Origin of the sequence: Ruegeria sp. HKCCA4008 (assembly GCF_013033125.1) — a bacterium.
Taxonomy (GTDB): Bacteria; Pseudomonadota; Alphaproteobacteria; order Rhodobacterales; family Rhodobacteraceae; genus Ruegeria.
In genome coordinates this window covers 186705-212155 of sequence record NZ_WQDM01000005.1, presented here as the reverse complement: position 1 = coordinate 212155, position 25451 = coordinate 186705, and the positions used below count along the sequence as shown (strand labels likewise).

The 25451-nt window shown below is 60.9% G+C and carries 19 protein-coding genes; 7 read left to right on the top strand and 12 right to left on the bottom strand.

What is annotated here, in order from left to right; translation table 11 throughout:
• Positions 1 to 44 precede the first annotated feature (44 nt).
• Positions 45 to 1232 (bottom strand): aspartate aminotransferase family protein, encoded by a 1188-nt coding sequence (locus tag GOW60_RS13195; RefSeq protein WP_171229637.1) that lies wholly within the window; start codon positions 1230 to 1232, stop codon positions 45 to 47.
• A gap of 273 nt (positions 1233 to 1505) precedes the next feature.
• Here GOW60_RS13195 and GOW60_RS13190 point away from each other — a divergent pair, with 273 nt between their 5' ends.
• Positions 1506 to 2390 carry a DMT family transporter gene (locus GOW60_RS13190; protein ID WP_171229636.1) on the top strand — a complete coding sequence of 295 codons (885 nt, stop codon included), beginning with the start codon at positions 1506 to 1508 and terminating at the stop codon, positions 2388 to 2390.
• A gap of 75 nt (positions 2391 to 2465) precedes the next feature.
• On the opposite strand, the gene GOW60_RS13185 is transcribed toward GOW60_RS13190, so the two are convergent.
• Entirely contained in the window at positions 2466 to 3269 is an 804-nt protein-coding gene (locus GOW60_RS13185) for an ABC transporter permease (RefSeq protein ID WP_171229635.1), read from the bottom strand.
• 126 nt (positions 3270 to 3395) lie between these two features.
• Between GOW60_RS13185 and GOW60_RS13180 the strand changes: the two genes are divergently transcribed.
• Positions 3396 to 3971, top strand: a complete 576-nt coding sequence (locus tag GOW60_RS13180; RefSeq protein ID WP_171229634.1) for a GcrA family cell cycle regulator — start codon at positions 3396 to 3398, stop codon at positions 3969 to 3971.
• A gap of 440 nt (positions 3972 to 4411) precedes the next feature.
• Here the strand turns inward: GOW60_RS13180 and GOW60_RS13175 are convergent, their stop codons facing one another.
• The 3 genes from GOW60_RS13175 to GOW60_RS13165 all read right to left on the bottom strand — a co-directional run bounded on the left by GOW60_RS13175 (position 4412) and on the right by GOW60_RS13165 (position 8888).
• Positions 4412 to 5143: a hypothetical protein gene (locus GOW60_RS13175; RefSeq protein ID WP_171229633.1), complete on the bottom strand. Its 732-nt coding sequence runs from the start codon at positions 5141 to 5143 to the stop codon at positions 4412 to 4414.
• Positions 5144 to 5542: 399 nt separating this feature from the next.
• The gene (locus tag GOW60_RS13170; RefSeq protein WP_171229632.1) at positions 5543 to 6619 is read right to left on the bottom strand and encodes a DUF2235 domain-containing protein; all 1077 of its coding nucleotides are present in this window, start codon (positions 6617 to 6619) and stop codon (positions 5543 to 5545) included.
• Positions 6597 to 8888, bottom strand: coding sequence for a xanthine dehydrogenase family protein molybdopterin-binding subunit (locus GOW60_RS13165; RefSeq protein ID WP_171229631.1), 2292 nt, complete (start codon positions 8886 to 8888; stop codon positions 6597 to 6599). The genes GOW60_RS13170 and GOW60_RS13165 overlap by 23 nt, the downstream gene beginning before the upstream one ends.
• 113 nt (positions 8889 to 9001) lie before the next feature.
• Here GOW60_RS13165 and GOW60_RS13160 point away from each other — a divergent pair, with 113 nt between their 5' ends.
• From GOW60_RS13160 to GOW60_RS13145, 4 genes are all read left to right on the top strand, one after another.
• Positions 9002 to 9730, top strand: coding sequence for a dienelactone hydrolase family protein (locus tag GOW60_RS13160; protein WP_171229630.1), 729 nt, complete (start codon positions 9002 to 9004; stop codon positions 9728 to 9730).
• Positions 9731 to 9809: 79 nt separating this feature from the next.
• A complete protein-coding gene (locus tag GOW60_RS13155; RefSeq protein WP_171229629.1) occupies positions 9810 to 12971 on the top strand; it encodes a valine--tRNA ligase in 3162 nt (1053 codons plus the stop codon).
• 138 nt (positions 12972 to 13109) lie between these two features.
• On the top strand, positions 13110 to 14273 hold the full coding sequence (locus tag GOW60_RS13150; protein WP_171229628.1) for a benzoate/H(+) symporter BenE family transporter: 1164 nt from the start codon (positions 13110 to 13112) through the stop codon (positions 14271 to 14273).
• A gap of 40 nt (positions 14274 to 14313) precedes the next feature.
• Complete coding sequence (locus GOW60_RS13145) at positions 14314 to 14598, top strand: DUF1992 domain-containing protein (protein WP_171229627.1); 285 nt, start codon at positions 14314 to 14316, stop codon at positions 14596 to 14598.
• Positions 14599 to 14646: 48 nt separating this feature from the next.
• On the opposite strand, the gene GOW60_RS13140 is transcribed toward GOW60_RS13145, so the two are convergent.
• Together GOW60_RS13140 and GOW60_RS13135 are read right to left on the bottom strand one after the other, a co-directional pair.
• On the bottom strand, positions 14647 to 15429 hold the full coding sequence (locus tag GOW60_RS13140; protein ID WP_171229626.1) for a crotonase/enoyl-CoA hydratase family protein: 783 nt from the start codon (positions 15427 to 15429) through the stop codon (positions 14647 to 14649).
• A 66-nt stretch (positions 15430 to 15495) separates the two neighbouring features.
• Complete coding sequence (locus GOW60_RS13135) at positions 15496 to 16584, bottom strand: SMP-30/gluconolactonase/LRE family protein (protein WP_254443947.1); 1089 nt, start codon at positions 16582 to 16584, stop codon at positions 15496 to 15498.
• Positions 16585 to 16654: 70 nt separating this feature from the next.
• On the opposite strand from GOW60_RS13135, the gene GOW60_RS13130 reads away from it, so the two are divergent.
• Positions 16655 to 17764: a pyridoxal phosphate-dependent aminotransferase gene (locus tag GOW60_RS13130; protein WP_171229625.1), complete on the top strand. Its 1110-nt coding sequence runs from the start codon at positions 16655 to 16657 to the stop codon at positions 17762 to 17764.
• 130 nt (positions 17765 to 17894) lie between these two features.
• Here GOW60_RS13130 and GOW60_RS13125 read toward each other — a convergent pair whose 3' ends face one another.
• The 5 genes from GOW60_RS13125 to ptsP all read right to left on the bottom strand — a co-directional run bounded on the left by GOW60_RS13125 (position 17895) and on the right by ptsP (position 25419).
• Positions 17895 to 19085, bottom strand: coding sequence for an alanine--glyoxylate aminotransferase family protein (locus tag GOW60_RS13125; RefSeq protein WP_171229624.1), 1191 nt, complete (start codon positions 19083 to 19085; stop codon positions 17895 to 17897).
• A gap of 51 nt (positions 19086 to 19136) precedes the next feature.
• A complete protein-coding gene (locus GOW60_RS13120; protein ID WP_171229623.1) occupies positions 19137 to 19769 on the bottom strand; it encodes a bifunctional 4-hydroxy-2-oxoglutarate aldolase/2-dehydro-3-deoxy-phosphogluconate aldolase in 633 nt (210 codons plus the stop codon).
• A gap of 3 nt (positions 19770 to 19772) precedes the next feature.
• A complete protein-coding gene (gene edd / locus GOW60_RS13115; RefSeq protein WP_217355563.1) occupies positions 19773 to 21578 on the bottom strand; it encodes a phosphogluconate dehydratase in 1806 nt (601 codons plus the stop codon).
• Positions 21579 to 21580: 2 nt separating this feature from the next.
• Positions 21581 to 23026: a glucose-6-phosphate dehydrogenase gene (gene zwf / locus GOW60_RS13110; protein WP_171229622.1), complete on the bottom strand. Its 1446-nt coding sequence runs from the start codon at positions 23024 to 23026 to the stop codon at positions 21581 to 21583.
• A 149-nt stretch (positions 23027 to 23175) separates the two neighbouring features.
• Positions 23176 to 25419 (bottom strand): phosphoenolpyruvate--protein phosphotransferase, encoded by a 2244-nt coding sequence (gene ptsP / locus GOW60_RS13105; RefSeq protein ID WP_171229621.1) that lies wholly within the window; start codon positions 25417 to 25419, stop codon positions 23176 to 23178.
• Positions 25420 to 25451 lie beyond the last annotated feature (32 nt).

Sequence of the window (25451 nt, the reverse complement as noted above, 5' to 3'; positions counted from 1 at the left end):
GGCGCTGCCCCCGGACCCCCGGAGTATTTGGGAAAAGATGAAAATCAGGCGGTTTGGAGCTGGGTCTCGATCTGCCGGGCGGCCTTGTCGAGACGGATCATGGCCTGAGCGATATCGTCCTCGGTCAGTGTGAGAGGCGGCAGAAGGCGGATCACGTTGTCGGCGGCGGGAACGGTGATGACGAGGTTGTCATAACCTGCATTGACCACGTCGATATTGGCAGGCTTGCACTTGAGGCCGAGCATCAGGCCTGATCCGCGCACCTCTTCGAACACGTCGGGGTGATCGGCGATCAGGGCTTCGAGCTTTTGGCGCAGCAGGCCTGCTTTGCGATTGACGCTTTCCAAAAAGGCAGGTGTTGCCACATGATCGATCACCGCACAGCCCACCGCGCAGCCCAGCGGGTTGCCGCCATAGGTCGAACCGTGGGTGCCCGCGGTCATGCCGGATGCCGCGTCCTCCGTCGCCAGCACGGCCCCCAGCGGGAAGCCGCCGCCGATGCCCTTGGCGACCATCATGATATCAGGGGTGATGCCGGCCCATTCATGGGCAAAGAGCTTGCCAGTCCGGCCGACGCCGCACTGGACTTCATCAAGGATCAGCAGCAGCCCGTTGTCGTCGCAGATCTGACGCAGCGCCTTGAGTTCGGCGTCGGGGACGGGGCGAATACCGCCCTCGCCTTGGATTGGCTCGATCAGGATCGCGGCGGTCTTGTCGGTGATGGCGTCGGTCACGCCGTCGAGGTCTCCGAAGGCCACATGCACGAAACCCGGCAGCAGAGGGCCGAAGCCCTTGGTCATTTTCTCGGACCCGGCAGCGGCGATGCCGGCTGACGACCGGCCGTGGAAGGAACCATCGAAAGTGATGATCTCGACCCGCTCGGGCTGAGCTTTGTCATGGAAATACTTGCGGGCCATTTTCACGGCCAGTTCGCAGGATTCCGTGCCGGAGTTCGTGAAGAAAACCGTATCGGCAAAACTGTGTTCCACCAGCTTGTCAGCCAAGGCCTGTTGCTGAGGAATGTTGTACAGGTTCGAGACATGCCACAGCGCATGGGCCTGGTCAGTCAGCGCGGCCACCAATGCCGGATGGGCGTGGCCCAGCGCGTTCACGGCGATCCCTGCGCCGAGATCCAAGAAACGTCGGCCATCCGCCTCGGTCAGCCAGGCGCCTTCGCCCTTCACGAAGGTCAGGGGCGCACGGTTATAGGTCGGCAGAACGGACGGGATCATGGGATCATCCTTTTCAGGTAGTATGAGCCTCGTGAGTGATACACGAAGGCCCTGTTCGTCAACAATTTTGGTGAGGTCTGTGCCGATTTGCCGGGCACACGAGATCAAACAGGCCGGTTACGCAAAGATGCGTCGGCGTCGGAGCAGTTGGATATGCACATGTTTGATCATGGCTGACCGTATAGCGATGCTTGCGCAGGTTGGAAAGCCAGTATTTTGCAGGGATCGAGTTTTGCCCTTGCCAAAGCCTGTGCAACCGCGCACCGCTTGGCCATGTTCGAACCCAAGCACCACAATCCACAGCTTGCCGCTGCGCTGATTTTTGTCGCCACCGCCTTTATCGCGGCGACGACGCTGCTGGCCAAGGCACTGGGGACGGATGCGTTGGGCCCGCCCTTGCACGCCATGCAGATCAGTCACGGGCGGTTTCTGTTTGCCCTGCTGGCGATTGTGCTGGCGGTTGCAGCTTTGCGGCCCCGGTTGGTGCGGCCCCATTGGGGGCTTCACGTCGGTCGGACCAGTTTTGGCTGGGTGGGGGTGACATTGATGTTCGCATCGGTTGCCTTCATTCCGATGGCGGATGCGACGGCCATATCCTTTCTGAACCCTGTCTTTGGTATGGTGCTGGCCATTCCGCTGCTGCACGAACGGGTTGGTCCTTGGCGCTGGCTGGCGGCGGCTGTCGCCTTGACGGGCGCGATGATCCTGCTGCGCCCGACCCCCGCCAGCTTTCAGCCCGCCGCCCTTCTGGCGCTGGCGGCGGCTGCGCTGATCGGGATGGAGCTGATTTTCATCAAAAAGCTGTCCAGGCGCGAGCCACCGATGCAGATCCTGCTGATCAACAACGCGATGGGTTTGCTGATCGCCACTTTGGCCGTCAGCTTCGTCTTTCAGATGCCGACCCCGCAGCAGTGGGCCGCATTGGTGGGAATCGGCGTTCTGATGGCCTGCGCCCAGGCCTGTTTCGTCAACGGCATGGCGCGGGCGGATGCATCCTTTGTGGCCCCGATCAGCTATGCCACGCTGATCTTTGCCGCCCTTTACGATTTTGCGGTCTTTGATGTGATCCCCGACTGGATCAGTCTGGTCGGATCTGCGACCATCCTGGCCGGCGGGCTGATCCTGGTCTGGCGAGAGGCGGTGCGGCGCCGCGCCTGAGAGCCTGCCCCGCACGGCGGGAACGGGTGCGTCTGCATCCCAGCCCGTGCAACCGGCCGCGATGGCCGGGCCGCGCTAAGCCTTGAGGCGATATCCGGTGCGCAGCATCAGCCAGGTGATGGCTCCGATCACGAGTGTCGCAAACGTACAGACCGCCATCCCCAGCCACGGAGAGCTGTCGGACACTCCGATCATTCCATAGCGCAAACCATCGATCAGATAGAACACCGGGTTCAGGTGGGTCAGGCGGTTCAGCACGGGCGGCAGCGCCTCGACCGAGTAGAACGTGCCCGACAGGAAGGCCAGCGGCGTGACGATAAAGTTGGTGATCGCGGCCATCTGATCAAACTTGTTGGCGAAGATACCGGCAAGCAGGCCCAACGCGCCCATGAATGCCCCACCCAGAACAACAAAGGTCAGCGCGATCAGGGGGTGCTGAGGCGCAATGGAGAGCAAGACCAGGAACGCAATCGAGATCACCAGGGCAATCATCACGCCTCGGGCAATGCCACCCGCGAGGTAACCCAGCAGAATCTCGAGCGGTGACAGCGGTGGCATCAAAGTATCGACGATATTGCCCTGCACCTTGGCGATCACCATCGAGGACGAAGTATTGGCAAAGGCATTCTGGATCACCGTCATCATCATGATCCCTGGCGCCAGAAACATCAAAAACGGCACACCCATGACATCGGGCCGGCTGGGTCCGATGGCGATGGTGAAGATCAACAGGAACAGCCCCGCCGTAACCAGAGGTGCCAGAACCGTCTGCGTCCAGACGGCCAGAAAACGCAGGGTTTCGCGCTGCGCCAGCGTGTACAGGCCCATCCAGTTGACTGCTCCGAAGCGACGCGCGGTCTGATCTGCGGGATTTTGCATGATTTGCCCTCGAGCTGATTCGAAGACAGCTTGTAACTCGGGCAGCAGTGTTTAGAATAGGGGGCTGAGACGAATTCCCAAGGCGGCCCGAATCCGGGGCCGCTTTCCGCTTTTGAAAGGCTAACGATGTCCTGGACAGACGAGCGTGTTGAACTGCTGAAGAAGATGTGGGGCGAAGGCCAGTCGGCCAGCCAGATTGCCAAGGAACTGGGCGGCGTGACCCGCAATGCGGTGATCGGCAAGGTGCACCGCCTGGGCCTATCGAACCGGACGGCAGGCGCATCCCCGGCCAAGGCGGAACCGAAAGAAAAACCGACGCCCGCCCCCAAGGCCGAGGCCAAGCCCAAACCTGCACCCAAGACCGAACCGGCGCGTCCGGCCCCGGCCCCGACCGCCGAGGCGAAACCGGTCGTTCCGGCCCGCCGTCAGATCATCCCCGCCGGTCAGCCGCTGCCACCGCAGCCATCGGCCAACGAGATCAGCCCCGAGGCGCTGGCCAAGGTCAACGAGGTTGAAAAGAAAGCCAAGAAGCTGACTTTGATGGAATTGACCGAGAAGACCTGCAAATGGCCAGTGGGCGACCCCGCGACCGAGGATTTCTGGTTCTGCGGCCTTCCGGTTGAGGCGGGCAAACCCTATTGCGAGGCGCATGTGGGCGTGGCCTTCCAGCCGATGAGCTCGCGCAGGGATCGTCGGCGGTAATTGCGAACACAAGAACCTAAATCATGTCTATGGAACGTGAAAAGGGCGCAGGCATTTCGCCACGCCTCTTACCGGAGGCGTTGCATAGTCAAGAGCGACGCAAGGCGTAACGGGTTCTTACAAAGAAAACACCCTCGCTGAATGCTGCGAGGGTGTTTTAGTTCGGAGCGTCAGCTTTGCGGACTTAGCGAACTTCCGCGGCACCTGTCCCAATGGCGGCTTTCGGTCAGAGTAACCACTTAGGTTAACTGTACTAGACAATTGAGGCAATTCATAAGCTGATAACTTTCCATCAACCGAGATTTGTACTTTTCTTTTTTTCAGAATGCGTCTTACACGATGCAATCAAAGCAGTCCCGTGTCGGCGAGTTGCTACACGCTGGGAAGTGTCCATGGCTGGGCGAGTAGCTTCGGCTGGGCGTCTTGCATGCAATTATGCGCTATTGAAAAACTCTCTTTCGTTTATAGATCGGGCTTGATTCAACGGAGCATCCATTAGAGTTCCTAATATGAACACCAGTTTGTTGGTATTGATAGTAGTAGTGTCGCAACTCCTCTCCTGAACAGTTGTCGTTTACATCGTCTGTGCCCAATACCCAAAGACTGCCACCTAATGAAAAGAATTGAGCACTATCTGAAAACTCGGATACATCACCGCGTATGTAGCTGTCCGTCATAGCACGAATACCCCCATTCCATTCACTGAATGTCAGCTCTCGAAAACCACCGTTTCTAAAGATCGCAAATTCAAACTGCCCTACCTCCCGATCAATTAACGCCAGCCCGCCTTGTCTCTCCTGCTCAAGGGCCAACATTATGCGTTTGAACGTTCGCTCGTCCTGAATCCATGGGTTATGAAGTTGTTCTAGAAGCTGCGTCACATCTTCCAGCTGTTTTGCAGTCGTGGCGATCTCACCCACTGCGCCCACCGCAGCATCTCTTGCTTGACTTGCCGAGGCACTTGCAGCTTCCGCATTATCAATAGCGGAGCGGAGCCTGTTCAACTCAACGCCCTGCTCTACTGCGCACTCAAGAACCTTGTTTACCTTGTTGGTAGCCGTCGTTTCACTTGGTAAAGCATTCAATTCATCCCAACAATCGGCACTACTCTCGGTCGCAAAAAAGACTGATATTAAGAGCGCTAGGGCTCCACACCACCTCTTGAAAGACATAGGTCGAGTTCCTCCAATGTAAGAACGTCTGGATCACAAATTGCTCGTTCTGTAAAAAACGAATAATACTTGATTATCGGCGCCAATGGACTTTGATCGTCAATAAATACAGCGAGAGCTTCGTTTGCCACCACAATCAGGCCGAATATTGCGGCGACGCCCTCTACCCAAAATAGCCAAGTTGGTTGCCTTTTATCCGACAAATCTAATCCATTTTTCAATACCTACTCTCGTATTTTGACACATAACCATAAAACCTCCAAACGCAATCGCCTTGCCTCGAACCTAAATTAAGATCAGAAAACGGACCTTCGGAGGGCGTGTGAAGCCTGGTAAAGTGGGCTCGAACCTGACATTGAAGTGCCGGTGATCTTGGAGTCACTGACACATGGTAGCCTTTCACTGCGCGGGATGTGTCGGTAGGTTCGGCATCGCCACCCAGCCCGGTAATTTATCCGGCGAAACTGAAACATGCAGGCGTTCTGACGGGTCCTGCCCGACCTTGCGGTGCTTTCGCAGCAGGAAAATCTTGCCCCAGCCGCGCCATGTGCCAACCGACGGCGCATGGGGGTCAATGGGAAACCGATCGCGCCAGCCGTCGGGCAAAGGCAGACCGTGCAATTCCGCCTTGTCCAGTATCCAGATCAGGGAAATGTTGCTCAGCGGCCGCGCCTCTTCGTAGCCGTTCAATTGGCCACCTATGTCGCCATGGGTTCCACGGAACCAGACCTGCTCCACATGGCCCTTGAACTCGGGCGTGCAGGTCCACAGAACTGGTTCGAACACTTCGCGCGTCTCATCCAGCGCCAAAGCGTGATACCCGTGGCGGGTGACTGGGCCCAACTGATGATTGTGAAATGCGTGCTTCTCTTCGGCCCAGCGCCACAGCAGCGGCAGACGCAAACCCAGCGCCTTGACCGTGTCCCAGGCGCCGATCATCTCGATCTCGACGCCGTCGTGGCAGAAACGTCGGCGGAATTCGCTGGCGGCGATGCCGTCTGGATTGCATTCATAGTGGCGATACGCTTGCAGTATGTTTCGCTCGGTGGCGTGTTCCGCCGTGAGCAGGCCGATCATGTCGATCACGCCGGCCAGACTGCGCACGCCATAGGCACCGCGCGAATAGCCGATGAAAAAGATCTTGTCGCCCGGCTTGTAGCGGGACGCCAAATACCCATAGGCGCGACGGATCTGGCGGTTGATGCCCCGGCCCATCATCACGTCCAGCGAGGACTTCCAGCTTTCCCACTGCACGCCGGCCTCGTAGAACACCGAAACCTTGCTGCCCATCTCGCAGCACAGGCGAAATGTCTGACCGGCATGGGTTTCAAACCCCGGTTCCAGAGTGGACATGGTGCCATCAAGAATGATGACATGGCTGATCGGTTCGCGGTGCCGCGTCTCGGCGGAATGCTCGGACCGCAAAGGGCGCCCGAGCCATCCCAGTACCTTTCTACTCAGCCGCGACAGATTCATGCGTCAGCAATTCCCATACTTTGTGAGGTGTGAAAGGCATGTCCGCCTGCCGCACCCCGTGGTCCCAGAGCGCATCCTGAACCGCGTTTGCCACAGCGGCCAGCGCGCCCACGGTGCCAGCCTCGCCACACCCTTTCATCCCCATCGGGTTCGAGGTTGACGGAACCGGCGCCGAGGTAAACTTAATCATGGGTATGTCGGTTGCACGGGGCAAGGCGTAATCCATAAACGAAGCCGTGAGCAGTTGCCCATGTGCATCGTGCACGACATGTTCTGTCAGGGCCTGGCCGATACCCTGCACCACCCCGCCATGCACCTGCCCTTCGGCCAGCATCGGATTGATAAGATTGCCAAAATCGTCAACCACCGTGTAGCGGTCCACCCGGGTTTCGCCGGTGCAAGAATCGATCACGACTTCGGCAACATGCGCGCCGTTCGGGTAGCTGCGCGCATCTAGATTGGCGCGGGCCTCATGTTGCAGCAGATCCGTTCGACCATCGGCACGCGCCATCTCGGCGGCTTCGGTCAGGGTCGGCGTCAGGTTGGAGCCCGGCGCTCGGAATGTCTCGTGGTCAAAACTCACATCATTTTCCTCGACCCCCATCTTATCGGCAAGATAAGGCGTGAATGCGGCGATCATCTTGTCAATCGTGGCCAGGGCGGCCGTGCTTTGCACCGTGACCGAGCGGGACCCGCCAGTGCCGCCGCCATGTGCGAGCCGGTCGGTATCGCCCTGAATGACGGTGATCTTGTCCATGGGGATACCCGTCTGATCTGACAGGAACTGGGCGTAGACCGTCTCATGCCCCTGCCCGTTCGATTGTGTGCCGACGTAAAGATTCACCGTTCCATCCTCGCAAAACGCGACCTTAGCGTTTTCGGAAGGGTCCCCCAAAATGCTTTCGATATAGTAACAGAGACCCTGCCCCCGGATCAGACCGCGTTCGGCATCCGCAGCTTTGCGGGCCTCGAACCCTGTGGTCTGGTCGGCCGCACGGGTGAGAACCATGTCGAAGTCGCCGACATCATACGTTTCGCCGGTGGAAGTGGTGTAGGGGAAATCGCCGGGGCGGATGAAATTCTTGCGCCGCAGTTCCCATGGGTCAACGCCCAGTTCACGCGCGGCGCGGTCCATCGCGCGTTCAAGCACGTAAATCGCCTCGGGGCGGCCCGCACCGCGATACGCATCCACCTGCGTCGTGTTCGTATAGAAGCCTTCGACCCGCAAATATGTGGTCTGGACATCATAGACACCCATCAGCACTTTGCTGAACAGGCTGGTCTGGATCGCCTGACCGAAGTGGCTGTTGTATGCGCCAAGGTTCACCTTGCTGTGGACGCGATAGGCGGTGATCTTGTGATCGGCGTCAAAGGCCAGCTCGGCCAGCGAGGTCAGATCGCGGCCATGATGATCAGACAGCATCGCCTCGGACCGGTCGGACATCCAGTGCACCGGCTGACCCAGCTTCATCGCCGCTACGGAGGCGCAGAAATATTCAGGGTATGGCATCACTTTCATACCGAAACCACCACCCACATCCGGGGTCGTAACGCGTATGTCGTCCGCATCCAGTTTCAGTTTTTGCGCCAGTTGGGCCTTCATCGCCCATACGCCTTGACCTCCGTAAGAGAAATGCAGGCGCCCCTCGGACCAGTTCGCCTGACATCCGCGCGGCTCCAGCGAACTGATGATGACCCTGTTGTCGGCGACGTTCAGCGACACCGTATGCGCGGCCGCCTGAAAGGCAGCCTGGGTCGCTGTTTCGTCGCCCAGCCCCCAATCGAACGCACGGTTCTCGGGCGCCTCCGCGTGCAGGATCTCGCCCCCGGCCTCGACGTCCAACTTGGCCGGGCGCTCTTGCGTATCCATCCAGATCAATTCAACCGCGTCCTGCGCCTGCGTCAGGGTATCCGCAATGACAACTGCCACCGGCTCGCCCACGAAACGCACGCGATCCCTGGCCAGCATGTGCCGATCGGGCGCAGCGGCCCTGGACCCATCCCGGTTCTGCAAGACCGCCGCATTCAGCACCGTGTCGATGCCTGACGCGGCCAGATCGTCCAGAGTCATGACCAGCCGAACACCGTCGGCAACCCGCGCGGCCTCGACATCCAGAGAGGTGATATTACCATGCGCCACCGGGCTGCGGAAGAATGCGGCAAACAAAGCGTTCCCGGGCACCGCATCGTCCATGTAACGCCCCTGCCCGGTCAGGAACCGTTGATCCTCGGTCCGTTTCACCGGCTGGCTTCTGCCGAACTTTTCCATGGGTGGCCCTCCTGCGCGATATCAGGGGCGAGCCTAGCCCGCGACCCGGCGATGTCCAGCAGGGTTCACCGAAATTCGTTTGCGCGCAAAGGATGTTCGGCTAGCCTTGGGCCATGAGCTGGACGCATGATACCGTTTTTCCCTTCTCTGCCCCGATGACCAGCGGGCAGTCGACCACACATGACGTTTATGTCGGCGGCGAAGGCCCACCGATCCTGATCCTTCAGGAACTGCCAGGGATCGGGCCCGAAACGCTGGCGTTGTCCGCCAAGCTCAACGCATCCGGCTTTCGCGTCTACCTGCCTCATTTGTTTGGAACCTATGGCAAGGTTGAAATGGCCAAGAACATGGCCCGGTTGTTCTGCGTGCGGCGCGAGTTCAACATTTTCGCCCGCGGCAGGCAGAGCCCCATTGCAGGATGGATGCGCGCCCTGACCCGTGAGATCAAGCAACGCGAAAACAGCGCCGGTGTGGGCGTCATCGGCATGTGCCTGACCGGCAGTTTCGCCCTTACCCTCATGGCCGAAGACGCCGTTCTGGGCGGGGTAGCCAGCCAACCTGCGCTGCCGATCCTCGGGGGCCGCCATCTGCATATGAGCGCTGAAGATATCGGCGCGGCCTCTGCGGGTATGGCCGCGAAAGGCCCCGGTCTGGCGATGCGGTATTCCGAAGACAAGCTTGCACCCAAGAAACAGATGCGGGCGCTTGAACAGGCATTCGGCAATCTGCTGGAAACCATCGAATATCCCGGCAAGGATCATTCGCTGCTGACGCTGGATTTCCATGAACCCGCCTATCAACGCGTTGACGCCTATTTCAAAGCACGCTTTGGCATGGCGTAGGCGCGCTAGGCCTTTCCCTTGCCGCGCGCATTCGCTATTGCAGGCGCTGACCCGAATTTGTTGACGCAGGACGCATCCCATGGCGATGGAAAAGACATTCAACGCGGCCGAGGCCGAGGCCCGGATCTACAAGGCCTGGGAACAGGCCGGAGCCTTCAAGGCAGGCGCGAACAAATCGCGCGACGAGAGCTTTTGCATCATGATCCCGCCGCCGAACGTGACCGGCGCGCTGCATGTGGGCCACGCGTTCAACAACACCCTACAGGACATCCTGATCCGCTGGCACCGCATGCGTGGCTTTGACACGTTGTGGCAGCCCGGCCAGGACCACGCCGGCATCGCAACCCAGATGCAGGTCGAAAAGATGCTGGCCGCCACCCAACAACCCAGCCGCAACGAATTGGGCCGCGAAAAGTTTCTGGAGAAAGTCTGGGAATGGAAGGGTGAATACGGCGGCACCATCATCGAGCAGCTGAAGCGCCTCGGCTCCTCCTGCGACTGGTCGCGCAACGCCTTTACCATGGCCGGCGCGGCGGGCGACCCGCGCACGGGCCACGAAAACAGCCCCAACTTCCACGACGCGGTGATCAAGGTTTTTGTCGACATGTACGACAAAGGCCTGATCTACCGCGGCAAGCGGCTGGTCAACTGGGACCCGCATTTCGAAACCGCGATTTCGGACCTCGAGGTCGAGAATATCGAGGTCGCCGGCCACATGTGGCACTTCAAATACCCTTTGGCGGGCGGTGAGACATATGAGTATTTGGAAAAAGATGAAGATGGGAATGTGATCTTCCGCGAGGAGCGTGATTATATTTCCATCGCCACCACCCGCCCCGAAACCATGCTGGGCGACGGCGCGGTTGCGGTGCACCCCTCGGACGAACGCTATGCGCCGATCGTCGGCAAGCTGTGCGAAATCCCGGTTGGTCCGAAAGAGCATCGCCGCCAGATCCCGATCATCACCGATGACTACCCTGACCCGAATTTCGGCTCGGGCGCGGTGAAGATCACCGGCGCGCATGACTTCAACGACAACATGGTCGCCAAACGCGGCGGCATTCCGATGTACCGCCTGATGGACACCAAGGGCGCGATGCGGGCCGATGGGGCCCCTTATGCCGAAGAGGCAGGCAAGGCGCAGGACTATGCGCGTGGGCGCGCGTTCACCGAGAACGAAATCGACGCGATCAATCTGGTGCCGGATCATCTGCGCGGCCTCGACCGGTTCGAAGCGCGGGCCAAGGTGGTGGAAGAGATCACGGCTGATGGTCTGGCTGTGATGACCCGCGCGGATGATCCGCGCCTGGGATCAACCGCTTTGAAGCCGGATCAGGAAGGCGCCGACACGCTGGTGCCGCTGGTCGAAAGCAAACCGATCATGCAGCCCTTCGGCGACCGGTCGAAGGTGGTGATCGAGCCGATGTTCACCGATCAGTGGTTCGTCGATGCCGCCAAGGTCGTCGGCCCCGCGCTGGACGCGGTCAAGGACGGCACGGTCAAGATCATCCCCGAGTCGGGCGAGAAGACCTATTACCACTGGCTGGAAAATATCGAGCCCTGGTGTATCAGCCGCCAACTGTGGTGGGGGCATCAGATTCCGGTTTGGTATGGTCTCGACCTGTCGGCAGAAGACTTCATTGACGACGAGAATGATGGCGACCTTGATCTGGTTGAATTGGGTCGTTTGCTGAACGAAGGCGGCATGCTGCACCGTGGCAATGTCATGGAATGTGCCGCGAGCTTTGAGGCCGTTACCGAAAAGTTCCTGGACGACAATGCGGACATTCCCAGCCCTCTGAGCCACGCGACCGTGATCGAAGTCGCCGACAAGCAGGAGGCGATCCATCGGTTCGCCGAAAGCCTTGCGCAGTACGCCGTTGATCAGGATCCGACCAAGCTGGTCTATCCGGTTTGGCGCGACCCGGATGTGCTGGATACCTGGTTCTCCTCCGGCCTGTGGCCAATCGGCACGCTGGGCTGGCCCGAACAGACCGAGGAGTTGCAGCGCTACTTCCCCACCGATGTTCTGATCACCGGTTTCGATATCCTGTTCTTCTGGGTCGCCCGGATGATGATGATGCAGCTGGCCGTGGTCGATCAAATCCCGTTCCACACCGTCTATCTGCACCAGCTCGTCCGCGACGAGAAGGGCAAGAAGATGTCCAAGACCACCGGCAACGTCATCGACCCGCTCGAAATCGTGGACGAGTTCGGCGCCGACGCGCTGCGCTTTACCAACGCGTCGATGGCGGCCATCGGCGGCGTGCTGAAACTGTCCCGCGAGCGCATCACCGGCTATCGAAACTTTGGCACCAAGCTGTGGAACGCCGTCCGCTTTGCCGAGATGAACGAGGTCTTTACCGACGCCGTCCCGCAACTGGACGTGGCCGAGTTGCAGCCCAAGGCCGCCGTGAACCGCTGGATCATCGGCGAAACCGCCCGGGTGCGCGAAGAGGTCGACGCGGCGCTGGACAGCTACCGCTTCAACGACGCGGCGAACGGGCTTTATGCCTTTGTCTGGGGCAAGGTCTGTGACTGGTATGTGGAACTGTCCAAACCTTTGCTGCAAGGCGATGACGCCGAGGCCCAGGCTGAAACCCGCGAAACCATGCGCTGGGTTCTGGATCAGTGCCTGGTCCTGCTGCACCCGATCATGCCCTTCATCACCGAGGAACTGTGGGGCCTGACCGGCGCGAGGCCCAAGATGCTGGTGCATGCCGACTGGCCCAGCTATGCCGCCGCCGATCTGGTCGATGCCGACGCGGACCGCGAAATGAACTGGGTGATCTCGGTGATCGAGAACACCCGTTCGGCCCGCGCCCAGATGCGTGTTCCGGCCGGTCTGTACGTGCCGATGCTGGTGACCGAGATCGACGCCCACGGCCAGGCCGCCTGGGACCGGAACGAGGCGCTGATCAAGCGACTGGCCCGGATCGACAGCCTGACCAAAGCCGACACGCTGCCCAAGGGCACCATCTCGATTGCGGCGCCCGGCGCGTCCTTTGGCCTGCCGCTGGCGGATATCATCGACATCGGCGCGGAAAAGGAACGGCTGGAAAAGGCCAAGGGAAAGCTGGCCAAGGAACTTGGTGGCCTGCGCGGCCGTCTGAACAACCCGAAATTCGTGGCCTCGGCCCCCGCAGAGGTCGTGGAAGAGGCCAAAGCCAACCTCGCCGCCCGCGAAGAGGAAGAGGCGAAACTGAACGAGGCGCTGGCCCGACTGACCGAAATCGCCTGATCTTCATCTTTTCACAAATACTCAAATCCGGAACCCCGCCGCGGCCACAACGGCGGGGTTTTCTTTTGCACGCTCGGGCCTTGCCCGACCCTGCCCCTGCTTGTTAGCAATCAGCGAACACATTTCTCCGAGGCCGTCATGACGCACAATGCCCCACCGCTCCAGACAGTCTCGACCGGGCTGGTTGTGGCAATCGTCGGTTTTTTCAGCTCTTTCCCGATCGTCTTGCAGGGGTTGGCGGCGATGGGCGCGTCCCCGGCGCAGGCGGCGTCCGGATTGATGATGGCGGCGATCGCCATGGGCCTGACCGCCATCGTGCTGAGCCTGTGGTACCGACAGCCGATCAGCGTGGCCTGGTCCACGCCGGGTGCGGCCCTGCTGGCGGTTTCCGCCACACCTGCACTGGGGTTCGCCGAAGCGACAGGCGCGTTCCTTTGTGCAGGGGCTTTGACCGTGTTGGCCGGGCTGTGGCGACCATTGGGGCGCATGGCTGCGGCGATACCGACGACCCTGGCGCAGGCCATGTTGGGGGGCGTGTTGCTGCCGCTTTGCATATTGCCCTTTCAGGCGGCAGTTGACCTGCCGTGGCAAGCGCTGCCGGTAATTCTGACATGGTTCATCGCCGGCCGGATCAACCGCCTGTTTGCCGTTCCGGCCGCGGTCGTGGCAGCGGCAGCCGTCGTGGTCCTGAACGCCGGGGACGCGTCGCTGACGCCGACGCAATGGATCGCGGCTCCGGTCTGGACCACGCCCAGCTTCTCTGTGGCTTCGGTCGTCGGGATTGCCGTGCCGCTGTCCATCGTCACGATGGCGACCCAGAACATCCCCGGCATCGCTGTGATCCGCAGCTTTGGCTATGCGCCGCAAACCGGCAAACTGTTCTCGTCCGTGGGCATTTCCAGCATCTTGTCCTCTCCGTTCGGTGCCCCCGCCACCTGCCTTGCGGCGATCACCGCTGCGATGTGCGCGAACGAGGACAGCCACCCCGACCCCGCGCAACGCTATTGGTCTGCCGTGATGGGTGGATTGTTCTATTGCCTGTTCGGGGTGTTCGCCGTGGCGATTACCGGGTTCGCCATTCATGCCGATCCACTGTTGATGGGCACGCTGACCGGTGTAGCGCTGATCGGGGTGATGGCCAATGCCACATCCGCCGCGCTGGAAGTTCCGGCCGAGCGCGAAGCGGCCATCCTGACCTTTGCCATCACTGCATCAGGGATCACCGCGTTCGGGCTTGGTGCGGCGGTCTGGGGCTTGCTGGCAGGCGGGATGGCCTATCTTGTGAAACAACGCTTTCGGTGAACGGGTTCAAACCGCACTTCAAAGCAAGTATGAAGAGGCCATGTTTGGAGCGTTGGGAAAACTGGTCGAGCGCCAGATCAAGAAAGCCCAGTCCGAGGGTCAGTTGCAGGGCCTCGAGGGCGAAGGCCAACCACTGCCTGACCGGTCATCCGAGGCATTGAGCGATCCGGCCACCGCCGCCGGCCATCGGATCATGGCGCAGGCAGGCGTGTTGCCGGAAGAATTCGACATCAAAAAGCAGCTCGACACAGCGCGGCAGGACTATGCGACCCTGACGGACCCGGCAAAGCGCAAAGCCGCGATGGCTCGTATCGCCGATCTGTAAATGCGCTACAACATGGCCCGCGACGCACGGCGGGCCTTCATGCGGTGATCATTTGAACTCGGGCTTGCGGCCCTGCATCTGCGCCATGACAACTTCCATCTGGTCGGGTTTGCCTATCAGTTCCACCTGCTCAGCGGATTCCGCCATCAGAACGTCTGCGCGGGACTGAGTTTCAGCGACCTCGATCAGACGCTTGGCGGCACGGATGGCCGAAGGGCTTTGACCCGCGATGTTTTCGGCAATGGCCAACGCTTCGGTCAGCGGATCGTCTGACAATTGCGTCACAAGGCCCCACTCCGCCGCCTGCGGCGCACGGATCGGGCGGGCCGTATAGGTCAGCAGCCGCAGCACGTCCGACCGGACCAGCCGAGGCAGCAGAACCATGCCGCCCATGTCGGGAATGATGCCCCATTTCATCTCCATCACGGCCAGTTTCGCCTCGGGATGCGCGATACGGATATCCGCGCCCAGCGCGATTTGCAGGCCACCGCCATAAGCCACGCCCTGAATTGCGCAGATCACCGGAACCGGTACGCGACGCCAGATCAACGCCAGTTCCTGCATCTCGTTGGCGTCTTCATGGCTGCGGGTCATCAGCCATTCCGTGGGGTCCATGTGGGCCATCTTGGCAAAGCTTGCCATGTCGAGCCCGGCGCAAAAGCTTTTGCCTTCGCCGGACAGGACCACGGCACGGGCATCCGACGCGGCGACCTCTTGCCCGGCGGACAAAAGTGCCTTGATCATTGCATCATCCAGCGCATTCATCTTGTCGCCTCGGGTCAGTGTGACATGGGCAACGTGGTCTTGATAGGCAACGGATACGCGTGACATGGAGGACCTCCGGTAATTCAATCGTGACAAACATGCCCGGACAGACTGAGGAATACCACTGCGACGTCAGGGCATGTCGGTGACAGGCATTCGCCCGAACCACGGGGAATCGAGGGTCATGACATAGAACTGATCCCCCGCAATCTTGCCCCCGGTCGTGATGCCCAGGCGGCCTTGCGGGTCCTGTAGCGTGCGCAGGATCGTACCGTCGCCATCGAACTGCACCATCATGCCACGATGGATCGGCGCGGGGCGTACTGCCGGACCCAATCGCCAGATCACCTTGCGCAGGAACGGGTACGGCATCAGCGCCTCGGACGGGACACGCGGGCTGGCGAAGGCCATCCAATAGGTGCCGTCGCCCTGAGCCTCGAGGTTGTCGGGATAGCCGGGCAGGTTTTCCAGCAGGATCTCCTGCCGCCCTGCATTTGGTCCGGTCAGCCACAGCTTGTGCACGCGCGCGCGACCTGTTTCCGCGATCAGCAGAAAATCCTCGTCAGGTGAAAGCGCGACACCGTTGGTATAGACAAAGCCCTCGGTGATTTTCTCGGTGCGGCCGTCGGGTGTGCGACGCGCGACGTAACCCGTATCGGACTGTTCCCAGATGGTGAGGACAGAGGTCGGTTTGGTCCCGCCCATGGTTTCAGGATCGAAGCGGTCAGATGAATTCGAGAAGTAGATCGTGCCATCCTGCGCCACGTCCAACTGGTTGGCGTAGATCACCGGCGCGCCGTTGATGTCACTCACCACCCTTTCCAACGTGCCCGGACCGGTCCAGCGCATCACGCCCCGATAGCTGTCGGCGATGTAAAGCGCGCCATCCGGTCCGGCCTTGAGGCCCAGCGGACGCCCGCCAAGCTGGTCAACCTCGACCGGTTCCGCCCCGTCGATGCGGTAAAGGGTACCTGACAGGCTGGTTGTGTAGATCGCCCCATCTGGCATGACGGCGATGTCTTCGGGCCCGATCTCTTGACCCGGCAGGGGGATCAGCTGCACCGCATCCAGTGCCGTGTTTTCAACGAAATCCCCGACAAACCCGGCATCTTCCGGCATTTCGACGGCGACGGGTTTTACCGGGACCGGCCAGAGCAGAAGATAGGCGAGCCCCAGAAGAATAACGATCGAGAGAATGCGCATCTGCGCTCCTTTATTCATACTTCTTTTCCAGCGCGCCCAACGCCTGTGCGCGCTTGCTCATTGATCGGGCTTGGGGTTATTTGCGGACATGACCGGACCTCGATACACCCCGCTTGCCCAATCCCTGCCCGCCACCGTGCCCTTTGTCGGCCCGGAAACGCAAGAGCGCCAGCGCGGCGCGTCCTTTGTGGCCCGACTGGGTGCCAATGAGAGCATTTTCGGCCCCTCGCCCCGCGCGACCCAGGCCATGGCGCAAGCCGCGTCAGAGATCTGGATGTACGGCGACCCCGAAAACCATGACCTGCGCCATGCTTTGGCCGACCATCACGGCGTATCGCCGGAGAATATCGTCGTGGGCGAAGGTATTGACGGGCTACTGGGCTATCTGGTGCGGCTGATCGTCGGGCCCGGGGATGCGGTTGTCACCTCGGACGGGGCCTATCCGACCTTCAACTATCATGTGGCCGGGTTCGGCGGCATTCTTCACAAAGTGCCGTATTCAGGTGATCACGAGGACCCCTCGGCCCTGTTTGCCAAGGCGGCGGAGGTTGGTGCCAAGCTGGTCTATCTGGCCAATCCGGACAATCCGATGGGCAGCTGGCATTCCGGCGCGGACATCGTGGCCGCCATGGATGCCTTGCCTGATGGCTGCCTGCTGGTTCTGGATGAGGCCTATGTGGAATGTGCGCCCGAGGGGACGGCGGCACCTGTCAGTATAGATGATCCGCGCCTAATCCGGATGCGGACCTTCTCGAAGGTCTATGGCATGGCGGGTGCGCGGGTTGGCTATGCCATGGGCACGCCGGATCTGATCGCGGCCTTCCACAAGGTGCGCAACCATTTCGGCATGAACCGCGCCGCGCAGGCCGGTGCTTTGGCGGCTTTGCAGGATGGCGCGTGGCTGGAGCATGTTCAGGCGCAGATCGCAGAAGCACGTGAGCGGATCGGTACGATTGCCCGGGAAAACGGATTGGCGGCCCTGCCTTCGGCCACCAATTTCGTGGCGATTGACTGCGGGCGCGACGGGGATTTTGCCAAGGCCGTGCTGGACGCCCTGGTGGCGCAGGGGATTTTTGTCCGAATGCCGTTCGCGGCACCGCAGAACAGGTGCATTCGGGTAAGCTGTGGCCCGGCGTCTGATCTGGACGCGTTCGCCGCCGCGTTGCCCAAGGCGCTCGCGGTCGCGCGGGTGCGCTGATTGATCCCTCTGCGCCCGGTCGGACAGCAAAGGGGGGCTGTCTGCCCCCCATCGCGCCACGGCGCGATTCCCCCCGAGGATATTTTTGGCCAGATGAAGAGGCGGATCGGGCGGAGACGCCCTTAGAGTGTCAGGCCGCCAGCACGGCGGCGGCGGCTTCGAGGGCCCCCTTGCCACGCGATATGTCAAGTGAAGCCATGCCCGTTTCCACACCGCCCAGAATGGCCATGACCATCTGCCCGTTGATATGCCCCATGTGGCCGAGACGGAAACAGCTGTCATAGTCCTCCATCCCAAGGCCGATGCCCAGTGTCAGACCCAACCGGGTTTCGGTGAACCCACGCAGGGCCGTGCCGCGACCTTCCGTCAACCGCAAAGCAGTGACGGCGTGGCTGCGAAAGGCACGGTCGGCGACGTTCAGGTGCAACATGCCGCCTTCGGCCCAGGTCTCACAGGCTGCCCAGATGGCATTGGCCAGGCGCTCATGGCGGGCCCAGACCTGCTCGATCCCCTCTGCATGGATCAGATCAAGCGCGGCGCGCAGGCCATAGAGGTGGTGCGTCGGCGCGGTGCCGTTGAAATACTGGTAGAACAGATCTGGATTAGCGCGCGGCTGCCAATCCCAATAATGCGAAACGCGCGGCATGGTGGCCCGTTTGGCTTGTGCTTTCTCGTTGAAGAAAACAAAGCCGATGCCCGCCGGGGTCATCAGGCCTTTTTGGCAAGCGGCAACTGTGACATCGACGCCCCAGCCATCCATCTCGAACCTGTCACAACCCAACGAGGCAATGCAGTCTGCCATCAACAGCGCCGGGTGTTGCAGGTCGTCCAGAAGCCTGCGCAGCGCCGGGATGTCGTTCCGGATCGAACTGGATGTATCCACGTGGACCGCCAGAACCGCCTTGATCTGGTGGTTTTGATCCGCACGCAGCGCGTCTGCGATCCGGTCGAAATCCCAGGCTGACGAGGTGCCGAAATCGATCAATTGGACCTTTGCCCCGATCCCTTCGGCCATTTCTGCCCAGCCATGGGTGAATCTGCCCGAGGCAGGGGCCAGAACGGTTTCGCCGGGGGCGATCACGTTGGACAGTGCCGCCTCCCAGGTGCCGTGGCCATTGGCGATATAGATGGCGACATTGTGCTTGGTGCGGGCAACCCGGCACAGATCGCGCGTCAGGCCGGGCATCATATCAATGAGTTCGCCATCATAGATGTTGGGCGACGGACGGTGCATGGCTTGCAAAACCGCATCCGGCATGACCGAAGGGCCCGGAATGGCCAAATATGTCCGCCCCTGGGAAAGGGAAACTGTCTGTGTCATGGGGTCAACCTGTATGAATTGACGCCCACATTACCGAGAGGCCGCGCGGCGTCAATCCGCCAGCTTCGACGCCTCGCGGGCAAGTGTCTCGATCCCGGCCCAGTCGCCGTTTTCGACCAGTTGCTTTGGTGCAACCCAGCTTCCGCCAGCGCAGATCACGTTGGGCAATGACAGGTAGTCGCTGGCGTTGGAAGGCGACACGCCACCCGTCGGACAGAAGCTGATCTGGGGCAGCGGCGCGCCGATTGCCTTGAGCGCGGGCGCGCCGCCCGACGCCTCGGCCGGGAAGAATTTCAGCATGTCATAGCCCTTTTCCAGCAACGCCATAGCCTCGCTTGCCGTCGCGGCACCGGGCAGCAGCGGCAGGTCTTCGGCCTCGCAGGCCGCGATCAGGGCATCCGTGGCACCGGGGGAAACGCCGAAAAGCGCACCCGCTTGTTTGGCAGCGCGGACGTCTTCGGGCGTGACCAGCGTGCCTGCACCGACCACGCCGCCGGGCACCTCGGACATGACCTTGATCGCATCCAGTGCCGCCGGGGTGCGCAAGGTCACCTCGAGCGCGGGCAAGCCGCCGGCGATCAGCGCCTCGGCCAGCGGGCGGGCCTGTGCGGCGTCATCGACAACCAGCACCGGAACAATGGGCGCCAGAGCGCAGATTTCGCGGGTGCGTTGAGTTTTGGACATCTATTACGCTCCGAATATGCTGGCGCCAGTGTCGGCGGACCCGACATTCTGCCGAAACGCAGCGAAGAGATCGCGCCCGACACCGTGTTGATTGGCGGAAAGGTCGGCGGTGGCGGGGGACCGGTCCAATACCCCTTTGGTCAGGATTTCCAGGTCGCCGTTGACCGCGTCGACACGCAGGATATCACCGTCTTGCAGGTAGGCGATGGGCCCGCCGTCCAGTGCCTCGGGGCAGACATGGATGGCGGCGGGTACTTTGCCGGATGCACCCGACATGCGACCATCTGTGACCAGTGCCACCTTTTGCCCCCTGCCTTGCAGGATCGACAGAATCGGGGTCAGCGAATGCAGTTCAGGCATCCCATTGGCCTTTGGCCCCTGAAAGCGGACCACGACGATGACGTCATCTGTGAACTCTCCGGCCTTGAAGGCGGTTTTTACCTCATCCTGATCGTGGAACACCCGCACGGGTGCTTCGACGACCTGATGTTCCAGCGCGACGGCTGATACTTTCATGACCCCGGTGCCCAGATTACCGGTCAGGCGCGACAGGCCCCCGGTGGGCTGGAACGGGTCATTGGCCGGGCGCAGGATCTTTTCGTTCAGGCTGTGTCCCGAACCATCCTGCCAGATCAACTCACCATCGATCAGTTTGGGTTCCTTGGTATAGTTGTGCAGCCCCTGCCCTGCAACGGTCAGCGTGTCCGGGTGCAGCAAGCCTTGTTCAAGCAATGTACCGATCGTGTACCCAAGTCCGCCGGCCGCGTGGTAATGGTTCACATCCGCCAGGCCGTTGGGATAAACCCGCGCAACCAGCGGAACCACAGCGGAAATATCGGAAAAATCCTGCCAGTCCAACACGATACCACCAGCGCGCGCCATGGCGATCAGGTGGATCAGCAGATTGGTTGAACCACCGGTCGCCATCAGACCGACGATGCCATTGACGAAAGCGCGTTCATCGAGAACCTGACAGACCGGTGTATAGCTGTTGCCCAGCGCGCTGAGCGACAGGGCACGGCGCGCGCCTTCCTCGGTCAGGGCGTCACGCAGCGGGGTATTCGGATTGACGAAGCTGGAACCCGGCAGGTGCAGCCCCATGAACTCCATCAGCATCTGGTTGGTATTGGCGGTGCCATAAAAGGTACAGGTGCCGGGGCCGTGATAGGCCGCCATTTCAGCCTTCATCAGCTCTTCGCGGCCCACTTCCCCGGCGGCGAATTTCTGTCGGACCTTGGCTTTTTCGTCGTTCGGCAAGCCGCTGGTCATCGGGCCTGCGGGCAGGAATACGGCCGGCAGATGGCCAAAGGCCTGCGCGCCGATGATCAAGCCGGGCACAATCTTGTCACACACCCCAAGAAAAACAGCCGCGTCATAGGTGTTGTGGCTAAGCGCCACACCGGTTGCCAGCGCGATGACGTCGCGCGAGAACAGCGACAGCTCCATCCCCGCTTCGCCCTGGGTGACACCGTCGCACATGGCTGGCACACCGCCTGCCACCTGTGCCGTTCCGCCGGCGGCGCGGATCGCGTCGCGGATCAGGGCGGGATAACGTTCAAACGGCTGATGGGCCGAAAGCATGTCATTATAAGCGGTGACAATGCCCAGATTGCCGGCGGTGCCGGTGGCCATCGATTGCTGATCTTCGCCTGCGCCCGCATAGGCATGGGCCTGACCGCTACAGGACAGATGCACACGGGCAGGACCCTTGGATCTGGCCTGCTCCATCCGTTCAAGATGTGGGCCGCGCAGATCGGCGCTGCGGTCGATGATCCGTTTGGTGACATCGGAAATGACTGAGTGAACCATGATTACCCTCCGATCTGACGCCAGCGGCGCCCGTCGCGATGCATCAGCATCAATGCTTCTTCGGGGCCTGAACTGCCCTGATCGTATCGGGATGGGCGGTCTCCGCGCTGCTCCCAGCCCTGAATGATGGGGTCGACCCAGGCCCAGGCGGCCTCGGCCTCGTCCCCACGCATGAACAGTGTCTGATCGCCACGGATGACATCCATGATCAGCCGCTCATAAGCGTCGGGGGCTTGCGCTTCGGCCCCAAGCGCATCGGCAAAACTCATGTCCAACGCGACATCCGACAACCGGAAGCCCCCTGGCCCCGGATCCTTGATCGTGGTGCGCAGGGTGATGCCTTCGTCAGGCTGCAACCGGATCACCAGAACGTTTCCGTGCAGAGGGCCGACATTGGGAAAAATCGTGTGCGGCGGATCGCGGAAGAACACCGCAATTTCGGATTCCCGCGAGCGCAGACGCTTGCCAGTGCGCAGATAGAACGGCACACCTGCCCAACGCCAGTTGCCGATATGAACCTTGAGGGCGATGAAGCTTTCGGTTCGGCTGGCAGGGTTGCCGACATGATCGACATAACCGCCCTCGCCCTTTTCGGCCCGGTACTGACCGCGCGCGATGTCAGACTGGGCCACGGGCTCCAGCGCTTCGATCACCTTGACCTTTTCATCGCGCACCGCGTTGGGTGAGAATTTCGACGGCGGTTCCATTGCGGTCAGACACAGCAACTGAACCAGATGGTTCTGGACCATGTCCCGCATTGCGCCGGACTGATCGTAATAGGCCCCGCGCCCTTCGACGCTTACGGTCTCGGCCACCGTGATCTGCACGTGGTCGATATGGGTCGAATTCCAGAGGGGTTCGAACAGCGAGTTGGCAAAGCGCAGCGCCATCAGGTTCTGCACGGTCTCTTTGCCCAGATAATGGTCGATCCGGTAAATCTGATGTTCTTCGAAACAGGCGCGCAAGCCTTCGTTCAGCGCCTTCGCCGAGGCAAGATCGTGCCCAAATGGTTTTTCGACGACAATTCGGCTGTCCGGTGTCGCAAGACCGGCGTCGTGCAGCCGCTGCGCGATACCCGAAAAAAGGCTTGGACCAACGGACAAATAAAAGGCCCGCACGACGTCTTCGCGCATCCGTTCTTTCAGGTCGGACCACCCGGCCTCGCCCAGCGCATCCACGGGCACATATTCGACATGGGCAAGAAACCGATCCAATGTTTCCCGGGAAAAACCGGGCGCGAACTGTTCCATCGATTTGCGGACCTGATCGCGAAACCCGTCATTGTCGATATCAGAGCGTGCCGTACCGATGATCCGCGCGCCGTCGGGCATTTGCCCGACCTCGAAGCGATGGTACAGGCCCGGCAGGATTTTACGCTGCGCCAGATCGCCGGTCGCACCGAAAAGCACCAGATCAAATGGCTCTACCGGAATTACGCGTGAAACCATCACAGGCTCCTTCTGAATTTGCCGATATCAGCTTAGCACGGCGTGATACCCCGCAAAACCTGACATGTTATCGCTAACATTGCATGTCTATTAGAAAACCGCCCATGAAAAATCAAGCACAGTTTGAAGAAACCGTGCCGTTTAGCGCATCAGGTCTGATGGCGCAGCCAGTCCATGACCGCAGGACGCACCGATTGCTCTCCGCGGTGGCGCGCGTCAGCGATGATTTTGCGAACCTCCGTCAGATTGGACCGCAACAGCAGGCTTTTGACTGGGCCGATCGAGGCAGGCCGCATCGACAGCGTCCGTATCCCCATCGCCGCAAGGCACAAGGCCTCTACCGGGCGGCCTGCATCTTCACCACAGAAGCTGAGCGGCGTGTCCGAGATATCGCAGCGTTCGACGATGCGTTCCATCAGGCTCAGGAAGCTGACATTCAGCGTGTCATAGCGGCGCCGGACCAGTTCGTTCTCACGGTCAGCAGCAAAGAAGAACTGCTTGAGATCGTTCCCGCCAATCGAAATAAAATCCACTTCGTCAAAGAACTTCTGCGGTGCAAAGGCCAGCGACGGCGTTTCCAGCATCGCGCCAACTTCAAGCATCTCGGGCAGGACATGACCCAATCGCTTTTCCCGCTCGATGGTTTTGTTCACTTCCCAGCGGGCTTCGCGATATTCCTCGGCCTGCGCGACAAAAGGGAACATGATGGTCAGCGGTCGACCATTGGCGGCGCGCAGCAGGGCCTGCAACTGCATCCGCATGACGCCGCGCTTGTCCAGACCGACCCGAATGGCGCGCCAGCCCAGCGCCGGGTTTGGTTCCGCCACGTGCTTCATATAGGGCAGAACCTTGTCCGACCCGATATCGAGTGTGCGGAATACCACCCTCTTGTCCCCCGCCGCGTCCAGAACGCGTTGATATTGGCTGACCAGTTCCGACCGTTTCGGCATCTGGTTGCGGATCAGGAATTGCAGTTCGGTTCGGAACAGGCCAACGCCCTCGGCGCCCGAGGTGCCAAGCGATGGCAGGTCGGCCATCAGGCCTGCATTCATCACCAGGTTAATCCGCGAGCCATCGCGCGTGACGCAGGGTGTTTCGCGGATCGACGCATAACGTTCCTGCGCCTTTGCCTGCATCGCGATCTTGTCGCGGAAGGCACTGACCACGCTGTCTTCCGGGCGCAGATGCACAACACCCTGATCACCATCCACCAGAATGTGATCTCCGTTCAGGGCCTCGGTGGTGATCCGGCCCACATGCACGACCAAAGGAATCGCAAGCGCCCTGGCCACGATCGTGGCATGACTGCCGACAGAGCCTTCTTCAAGCACGATCCCCTTTAGCGCCCGTCCGTATTCCAGCAAGTCGCCGGGGCCGATATTGCGCGCGATCAGGATCGGATCGGGTGGCAAATCAGCACTGTTCGTCTTGCCTTGCCCGGTCAGGATGCGCAGCAGGCGATTGCTGAGATCGTCCAGATCCGCAAGACGTTCACGCAAGTACGGATCGGTGACCTGCCCCATGCGCGCGCGGGCCTGGGATTGTTCTTTCTCCACCGCAGCCTCGGCGCTGAGACCCAGGGCTATGTCTTCCTCCATCCGCCGCATCCAGCCTTTGGAATTGGCAAACATGCGGTAAGCTTCCAGAACTTTCAGCTGTTCCTTGTCGCCGCCCTGCGAAATTTCGAGCATCTTGTCGACGCCGACGCGCAATTCCTCCACCGCCTCGACCAGACGTTCGCGCTCTTTGTGCGGGTCTTCGGCAATGGGGTTGGTAACCACCACGCGGGGTTCGTGCAGCCAGACATGCCCTTCGGCAGACCCTTCCTGCGCCGGACCGCCGCGCAGCAGAACCGATTGCTGGTGCAGGGGTGACAGGGCCGCGCCTTCGCCGACAAAGGCGCCAAGCTCGGCCATTTCGGCCAGCACCATGGCCACCACTTCCAGCGCATAGACCTCATCTGCGGAAAACTCGCGCGCCTCGCGGGATTGGACGACCAGAACGCCCAGCTTTTGCCCAAGGCGCTGAACCGGCACCCCCAGGAACGAGGAATACCGTTCCTCGCCGGTTTCCGGCATGTAACGAAAGCCCTTGGCCGACGGCGCGTCGGCGGTGTTGACGACCTTGCCGAACTTGGCGACCCGCCCCACAAGACCTTCGCCCATGCGCATCCGGGTTTTATGGACCGCTTCCGGAGACAGCCCCTCGGTCGCGCAAAGTTCCAGCGTATCTTCATCGCGAAACAGGTATATGGAACACACTTCGGCCCTGATACTGTCGGCAATCAGGTGCGTGATCCGGTCAAGGCGTTCCTGACCGGCGGCTTCGCTCGCCATTTCTTCGCGCAACCGCCGCAGCAGCTTGCGGGATTCTGTTTCCGTGCCGTCCGCCATGGCCCAACCGTTTTAGTGTGTCAGGCGTTACC